General features: G+C 59.9%; 6 protein-coding genes. 4 read left to right on the forward strand and 2 right to left on the reverse strand.

The genetic code is table 11. The features are described 5' to 3' along the window. Positions 1-194 precede the first annotated feature (194 nt). Positions 195-2084 carry an AAA family ATPase gene (locus AB0J58_RS43430; RefSeq protein ID WP_364227345.1) on the reverse strand — a complete coding sequence of 630 codons (1890 nt, stop codon included), beginning with the start codon at positions 2082-2084 and terminating at the stop codon, positions 195-197. A 492-nt stretch (positions 2085-2576) separates the two neighbouring features. On the opposite strand from AB0J58_RS43430, the gene AB0J58_RS43435 reads away from it, so the two are divergent. Beyond that, entirely contained in the window at positions 2577-4175 is a 1599-nt protein-coding gene (locus AB0J58_RS43435) for a restriction endonuclease (protein WP_364227347.1), read from the forward strand. Between the two features lie 400 nt (positions 4176-4575). Here AB0J58_RS43435 and AB0J58_RS43440 read toward each other — a convergent pair whose 3' ends face one another. Then, a complete protein-coding gene (locus AB0J58_RS43440) occupies positions 4576-5004 on the reverse strand; it encodes a hypothetical protein (RefSeq protein ID WP_364227349.1) in 429 nt (142 codons plus the stop codon). A gap of 1083 nt (positions 5005-6087) precedes the next feature. Here AB0J58_RS43440 and AB0J58_RS43445 point away from each other — a divergent pair. The 3 genes from AB0J58_RS43445 (at position 6088) to AB0J58_RS43455 (ending at position 7613) form a co-directional block, all read left to right on the forward strand. Next, the gene (locus tag AB0J58_RS43445) at positions 6088-6465 is read left to right on the forward strand and encodes an STAS domain-containing protein (RefSeq protein WP_364227351.1); all 378 of its coding nucleotides are present in this window, start codon (positions 6088-6090) and stop codon (positions 6463-6465) included. 321 nt (positions 6466-6786) lie between these two features. Next, on the forward strand, positions 6787-7227 hold the full coding sequence (locus AB0J58_RS43450) for a hypothetical protein (RefSeq protein ID WP_364227354.1): 441 nt from the start codon (positions 6787-6789) through the stop codon (positions 7225-7227). After that, positions 7224-7613 (forward strand): hypothetical protein, encoded by a 390-nt coding sequence (locus tag AB0J58_RS43455; RefSeq protein ID WP_364227356.1) that lies wholly within the window; start codon positions 7224-7226, stop codon positions 7611-7613. The genes AB0J58_RS43450 and AB0J58_RS43455 overlap by 4 nt, the downstream gene beginning before the upstream one ends. Positions 7614-7676 lie beyond the last annotated feature (63 nt).

Consider the following 7676-nt stretch of genomic DNA (forward strand, 5'->3'; position numbering starts at 1 on the left):
ACGATCCAGGGCAGCTGCTCACCCTTCCTCATACCAGGTACAACAATCGATGACCTGCAAAGATGCCGCTCAGATTATTCTGTTAGGGCTTCTAAGGCTGACCTTTCACTACGAGCTAACCAAACTGCGTCCCCTACTTAGACTCGAGATCACTGACCTGGCGCTGCCCTGCTGCTCGTCTATTGGAGAGACGGTTAACTGTCCGCCGCCAACGCCAGCGCTTGGACCAGTATCTGAGACAGCAAATTCGGCGGATCGGCCTCGGCCTCTATAGCAGCCTGACGGTAGGTATCCTCGTTCTTCCCATCCGCTCCATCGCCATCAGCGATGAGCTGCTTCTTCGCCGTCGCCCACTCAGGCCATTCCTCCTCAAGGTAGGTCTCGAGGTTGTCATGGAAGACGGCGTACCCCTTCCACATGTGTGTCTCTGGGAAGTCCGCCAGCGTCCCGCCCAGATAGGTGAGCAGCTTGCGGTTCTCGCCCTTGTGTGACTCGGTGTCCTTATCGATCTTCTCTTTAGTCGCCCCAGTGTTACGCTCGGCGTGACGTGCGTCGCCGTCGAAGACCGCCATGGTCGGGACGCCCAGTTCGGTGAGGATCGCGTGCGCCAACGGGATCTTGCTCTTGCCGGTGACGTCAACCACTACGATCCCGTGCTTGTTCAGTGGGTCCAGTCGAAGCCCACACCCTTCCAGCACACCCTTGTCGGTAGGCCCCTCCACGAGGATGACTGCCCGGCCGAACAATGCTTCCGGAATCTCCCTTAGACACACTTTCATCAGCTGACGGTAGATCTTGTTTGCCGGAAGGATTCCATCCAGTCGGGTAGCGACCTCACTCTGTGTGGTCGAGTCGACCAATACTGTGGGCGCACCGTCCTGAATCGCGCGGGTCAGTCGACGGATCTCGGTGAAACCTTCCGCCTCCAAGAAATACGGGCTGTGCGTGGCGTAGGCAATCTGCATGCCACGGTCGACGTCACCCGCAAGTGCACGCAGCACAGCCGCGAACACGCGGGCCTGCACGGGGTGCTGGAACAGTTCCGGCTCCTCGATAGCAAGAAAGACCGTCCGGCGGTTCTCGCTGGACTTGCTCTCCGCGAGCAGCCGCAGCGCGGTGATGAGCAGTGCCCGCTGGAATCCATGCCCCTGCTGGTCGAGCCGAGTGCTGGCGGTGCCGTCTTGAACGCTGATCTGGAACTGCGCCTGCGGCAATCGCAGTTCAGGAACGTGCGAGCTGACCCGCACCTTGCGCCCACTGCTCAGCTTCTCCACCTCATCAGTTAGCTGCCCCGAGAGCGTGTCGAGTTGCTCCTCAAAGTGCTGGCGGTGGATTTCCTGACGATCACTGTTGAAGAGCGTCTGGAGATCCAGCAGATCTTTTTCGGCTTGGGTGCGGTCGACGGCCTGGTCGAGAATCCGACCGATAACCGACCCCTTGGAGTCGCGGCCCTCCTCACCTGCCCGCAGGTCGGCGCTGACGAAAACGTAGTCGAACAGCCCCGTCATCTTCGCCTGCCCGGCGAACCCGAAAAAGTGGGTGTCAGCTGCCAGTTCGGTGGCCACCAGTTCGTCGGGGTGCTGGCGCTCCCACTCTGCCATCGCCTCCTCGGCCGCCTGCGAGCTGCGCGCTGTGGGCAGTCCGAGTTCGGGACGTGCCTCCCGCAGTGCTTTGTAACGTGCGTTTCGTTCACTGGCCCGATCAGACCCGCGGACGTCGTCGAACGCCGGATAGCCCATCGCCCGCCCCGACAGCTTGTCGCTGTCGTTCTCCCATCGCCGCCAGAGCCGCACCGTATCCGCGCCGCCGGCGGCATACTTGCCGAGAGCGGCCCGGTCCAGATCGGTGAGATCGCCGAACTCTACCTCGATGCTGATCCGCTTCTCCTGGGCCGCCGCCCACACATCCTCGTCAGTGAGTCCAGCACTGCTGGAGCCATTGAAGAACCAGTCCAGGGCACGCAGTACCGCGGACTTGCCAACCCCGTTTGGGCCGATGAACGTCGTGATGTCGTCGAACCGGATGTCCACATCTCTCAGACATCGGTACCCCTGGATTCTCACCCGTCGAATACGCACACTCACAGCACAGCGGTAACAGCAGCATCAAGCAACCGGAATACGGAAACAAGCGTGACAGGTCTGCCCGCCAAGCACGTCCCCGATGGGATCTTCGGGTTCCTGGCCGTCGATATCGTGGAAGGCGGCGAGGCCATAAGCGGGTACAGCACGACCGCCGCCTAAGTTGAGTGCGAAACGCGCTAAGCACGCCGAGGTCGATCGGCCGACCTTGTGGTCTCTGATCTGGGGCACGAAAGTCATACACAGAGGTCAGGGGCCTAGCGCGTTCAGGAAGGCCCGTTGTGAAACCGTCGGTGCTCCGCTTCGAGAAGCAGTCTTGAGGGTCACGAGTCGCGGATGAACGGGACAGAATAGGCTAAATCGCGGCAAACACACCCGAATTGCCGAAGATGGCCTTTCCGGCAGGAATCATTGCCCCCTCTTCTATCGACCGTTTGGCCGACCTAGAGTTGCAGCGATGCTGTTGTTGGTTAACGAGACCAGGAGGGCGTCGACGTGGCACGCAGCAGGAATGGCCGCTCTGAATGGGAGCGACGCCAAGCAGCGCAACGGCGTGAAGCTGAGAGAAACGCGCGCGAGCAAGCACGCCAAGCTAAAGAGGCGGAGCGGGTCCGCCAGCAGAAATACATCGAAGATCAGCAGAAGCTGGCTGAGAAGAAATCAACTGAAGTCGAGGAACGCATCAGACATCTCGATTCCATCCTCGCTGACGCACTTGACAATAGCCCATTTAGCTTCGACCTGTTGACAGTGACGCCTAGAATGCCGACATTCAATCCTGGATTGCTCGGCACCCCTGAACCGCAACCCGATTGGGCCACCTACGTGCCCGCACCGCCCGGCGTAGTAGGAAAAATTTTCGGTGGGGCAGCTAGATATGAGCGCGAACTTATCGCAGCCAGGAATTCGTATGAATCGGATGTAACTGATCATCAGCAGAGGGAGTCTAAGCGCCTTAGTGCGCTCGCCAATGCGCGAGCCGAACACGACCGCTGGGCTGGAGAACTTCAGGCGAAAGCCAGCGCCGAAAACGCCCAGTTAGATAGGCGACGACAAGGCCTTGAAGTCGGGGATGCCAAGGCAGTTGAGTGGTTCGTCAGCCAAGTGCTAAAAACGGCTCAATACCCGACCGGGTTCCCTCGCCGCAGTCAAGTCGCGTACCGGCCGGAGAACCGCGATGTCGTCGTCGAGTTCGAACTCGCGCCACGTAACGTCGTTCCGGATGTGCGAGGGTACAAGTACATCAAGACCCGGGATGCCATCGCCCCGATCCCCAGGCCTCAAACTGAGATCAAACAGCGTTATGCGCAACTCATAGCCCGGACCGCGCTACGCACATTGCATGAAATCTTCAGTGCAACCCCACCTGCCGTGATCGAAGCAGTCGTCTTCAATGGACGCCTCAGCACTGTCGACCTGGCAACCGGAAAGCAGGTCCGCCCTCATCTATTAAGCGTGGAAGCAGAGCGCTCTGACTTTATTGACCTCGTGCTTTCTAAAGTGGACCCCGCTGCTTGCCTGAAGAGGCTTAATGCGCTGATATCAGCGAATCCATACGATGTCGAAGCCATTGAGCCGTTCATCGCTTTTGACCTCAAGCGCTTCCGCTTCAGCGAAGACATGGACGTTATCTCGGCCCTCGACTCCCGTCGGAACCTTCTAAAACTGACCCCGACAGAATTCGAGCACCTCATAAGAGAGCTGTTCATCGCGATGGGCGCCGAAGCTTGGACGACTATCCCATCGAAAGACGGTGGTATCGATGCCGTCGCCACCAGCAAGAACATGTTCTTCGGTGGAGTCTGCCTCATCCAGGCCAAACGTTGGTCCGGTATCGTCGGCCTGGAGGCCGTGCATGCTTTGACAGGCGTGATGGCTGACCATAACGCGACCACAGGTGTCTTGGTCACACCATCCTGGTTTGGCCGCGCGAGCGAGCAGTTTGCTCAACGAAACCGAATTACTCTGATCAACGGTGCTGAGCTGAAACACTTACTCAAGGAGCATCTCAAGATCGACGTCATCACCGGCGTTACCCCTCCCCGCCGAGTCAGAGGTTCCGACAACACTCAAACCGGGCGGCCTGGCCCGTAGAGCCTTTGTAGTCGCTAATGCTAATTCTGCCTGATCCACCAGCCACCCTTGTGACGGTTCACGAACTGTCGGGGACGCTCGTGTTCGTAAAGCGGATGTACGAACGAGATATGGAACATGTGCGGAATGCTCTTTCCTCTCCCAAGAAGATCCTGTGAGTTTGTAGCAGGCTAACGCACCGCCAGGCAGAGAAGCGGTAACTCACTTCTAATCCGACGGTCCCAGGTTTGAAATCTGTAGGGCATTCTTCAGTAGCCTGGAAGGCTTCCCGATACGGCTGTCACCGTGAGCCACCTCGTCCCTGTCTCCGGTTTCGGGATGCTTCTCACGTGTATGGGTGTATCAATGATTGCTGCCGTTCCTGCGATCACCTCACAATCTTCTTTCAAGGACGGTTCACCTAAATCGTCACTATCTGGCTGCTCATCTTGCGCGCAGCCTCGAAGCAAGCGTTCACCACGTTGCAGTCAATGATCCAATCATCGCCCACAACTGCTACAGCCCCTAGTGGAAGCTTCCAGTAGCTGTTCTTTATCTGAGCGATCAAACCTTCCTTTGCGGCCTGATCATGAACCACGTAGATGGTGACATCACGGTACGGCGTGCGGGAGCAATCAGCCTCACTTGCTCCTGGGTCATCTGATACGTAGCCCAGTTCACACGCATACCCGGCATCCGCCAGGGCCTCGGCTATCGCTTCTACTCGCGAGGCGGGGGCGGAAGTCTGCGTCTTTGAGCCGCTTGCCTCTGCGCCGACCAATTCCAAGACGGCAACGATGGGGACCCCGAGCAAAACGATGAGGGCCAAACCAGCAATCGCCCACATCATCTTTGCCGAAAGCGCGCGAGCATCGCCGGCACGAACCTGCGCCTCTTCCCTTACCGCTCCTGGCGCGGAGGTCAGGCCAAGCGGTGTCGCAGAGTCCCTAACCCACCAGGACCAATACGGTGGAGCAGGTGGCCAGTCAGGACCAGGACCTGCCCACCCCTCTGTTGGCTCCCAGCCGTCTGGGGGCGTCGGCCATCCGGGAGGTGAATTAAAACGCCAGCCAGGTCCTGGGCGCGCAGGAATAGACATGCCATCCGTCCAGTCATCTCGACCTTGCACCATCAGATAGATCATTCCATCGGATTATGGCGGGATTTGAGGCAGGAGGTGAGCAAGTTGAACCTCACGAATTGCTACGTGTCTTCATCCGCGTTTCTCTACTCCTTGATCGTTGAGGGGGCCGATCACGGTGACCCCCGGGCTGCGCAGCGGCAGGGCAGGCCAGCAGCCGTTTCGATGCTGGGGTCACACCTCACCAGGTGGTGAACATGGCTGCGTGCAATATGCGTGTAATGATCATGAGGGAGAGATCGCTGTAGAGGTGTCGCGCCGCAGGTCAGACACTACGCCGAAGCGAGAACGGTCACGTCCTGTAAAACCGTCGGCTCAGCCTACGCAGGTTCAAGTCCTGCACCTGCCACACCAGCAGAAAGAGCCCCCTCACCAGCGGAAACGCGGTGCGGGGGCTTCTTCGTTTCTGATCTACGACTCCTCGCTGTTTCCCGTGAGGTCTGGCACGTCTGTGGCACGCGATCAAGCTCCGGATCATGCGCGAACGCGCACACTTTCCCGCCGGATCTTCCCGTCTGCCCTCGTCCCACTCCGGAGGGGCAAGGTCGTCTTCGCGTGTACGTCAGCCAGTGGGCGTTCCTCGGCCATGGGATGCCAATGGTCGCAGACGGCCTTGATCCGGAGGAGTCGAGATGTTGGGCTCGCCTGGAACGTGGCAGATGGGAAGATCCGGCTTCCACCTCAACCACCTATGGTCTCGGGACTTGCAATTTCGATCACCTCGGAGCCGAAGTGCCCCCGCCGGAGGCAGAATGAAGCAGCAGCGGACAGGGACAGGAAGGCGGATGCGCCATGCCGAGTAAGGAACCTGGAGCCACGCTGGAGGTTCAGTCGGTGCGCCACGGTGAGTGCACCGTGGCGCATGTAAGGGGTGGGCTCACCGGAGAGGCTGCTCCGGCGACTCTCTTCCAAGGCGAGATAACGAGTCTGATCGTGGATGGTCCTCCGCGCTTGGTTCTCGACCTGAGGGGAGTTACCGCCTGGGATGACGATGGAGTCGGGGCCGTCATTGGTGCGGCGAAGCGGGTCATGACGGCTAGCGGGAAGCTGGTTGTTGCGGCGACTCCTGCTGACCTCAGGGAGCGTTTTCGGCGGGGCGGGTTGGATCAGCGGTTGGAGTTTCGCGAGACCGTTGAACAGGCCGTGAATGAGTTCGGCGTTTCCCAGTAGGCGGCGGGGTGCCGGCGGTCGGTGCGGCACTGGGCGCGGCGCGGGGCCGCTACGGCGATGCCCCGCGCGGCGCTCGCGCCGTGACCAGCCCCCAGGCCGCATATGCGGCGCGGAGACGCTGGCGCGGGGCGTACGGCGGCGCGGCGCGCCGCCGTTTGGCTTCACGGTCGAGTGGTGGGTTCGGGGAAGTCGACATAGACGGTCTTCATAGTGGTCGGAGAGCCAGGCGTCAACGATGTTCGTTAGTTTTAGACGACGATTCAGGAACCGCTCGACAGCATCCGTGCCGGCCGATTGGTTCCTGAGAGCATCACGATCCGGATGCTTGTGCCGGACACGAACCGTCCCTGGTCTCTGCCTGTCCTGGTGGACAACCTTGAAGACGAACCGCTCATCCGGAAGCGCATGGAGCGGATCTCATCACGACATGCTCAGGCCATCGTCGATTCCGTGCAGGAACTGCGAGACCTCGGCCTGGTCAAGGTCGCTTTAGCAGAGGTTCGGATCAACGGAGAGCCCCCGCGGTTCAAGCTCTACGTCCTCAACGGCGAAGAGGCATTCTTCGGCTTCTACCCCGTCTTCAAGCACAACGTCACGCTCGGCGGAGAGCCGCAGGCCATCTACGACATGGGTGGCAAGGATGCGGAGCTCTTCCACTTCGCCGTGAGCGACGGCGGGGATTCCACCTCAGGACAGTTCGTCAACCAGTCCCGCATGTGGTTTGACAACATGTGGACCACCGTGGCTAGAGAGATCCCGTGACAACACGGACAGGGCCGCAGGTCGTACAGGACGTGATGCAGAGCGCCCGGTACGTTCTTCTCGACTTCGACGGGCCGATCTGTGATGTCTTCGCAGGATTCCCCGCGCCAGAAGTAGCTGACAGGCTGCGCGTGATGCTCAAGGCTGCTGGTGCGGAGCTGCCCCAGAGCGTGCAGGAGCAGGACGATCCGATGGAGATCTTCCGCTTCAGCGCAGCTCTCGGCAAGAACCTCAACCATGCGACGCTCAACGCACTGACTGATCTGGAGGTCGAAGCAGCAGCGACCGCACGGTTGACGACGGGTGCTGCTGATCTCATTCGGAGATCGAGGGAAGCAAACAAGTCGGTTGCGGTGGTTACTGAGGTTGAACTCGTGACGTCGTGAGTGGCTATGCCGGTGTGAGGGCCAGGCCGGTTCCCGCGAGGCAGCCATCAATGAGGTCGCTGC

The sequence above is a fragment of the Streptosporangium sp. NPDC049644 genome (assembly GCF_040675205.1).
GTDB classification, from domain to species: domain Bacteria; phylum Actinomycetota; class Actinomycetes; order Streptosporangiales; family Streptosporangiaceae; genus Streptosporangium; species Streptosporangium fukuiense.

Excerpts from the sequence above, each read along its gene's own strand:
- AB0J58_RS43440 (WP_364227349.1), bottom strand. The coding sequence starts at position 5,004 with ATGATGTGGGCGATTGCTGGTTTGGCCCTCATCGTTTTGCTCGGGGTC.
- AB0J58_RS43445 (WP_364227351.1), top strand. The coding sequence starts at position 6,088 with ATGCCGAGTAAGGAACCTGGAGCCACGCTGGAGGTTCAGTCGGTGCGC.
- AB0J58_RS43450 (WP_364227354.1), top strand. The coding sequence starts at position 6,787 with ATGCTTGTGCCGGACACGAACCGTCCCTGGTCTCTGCCTGTCCTGGTG.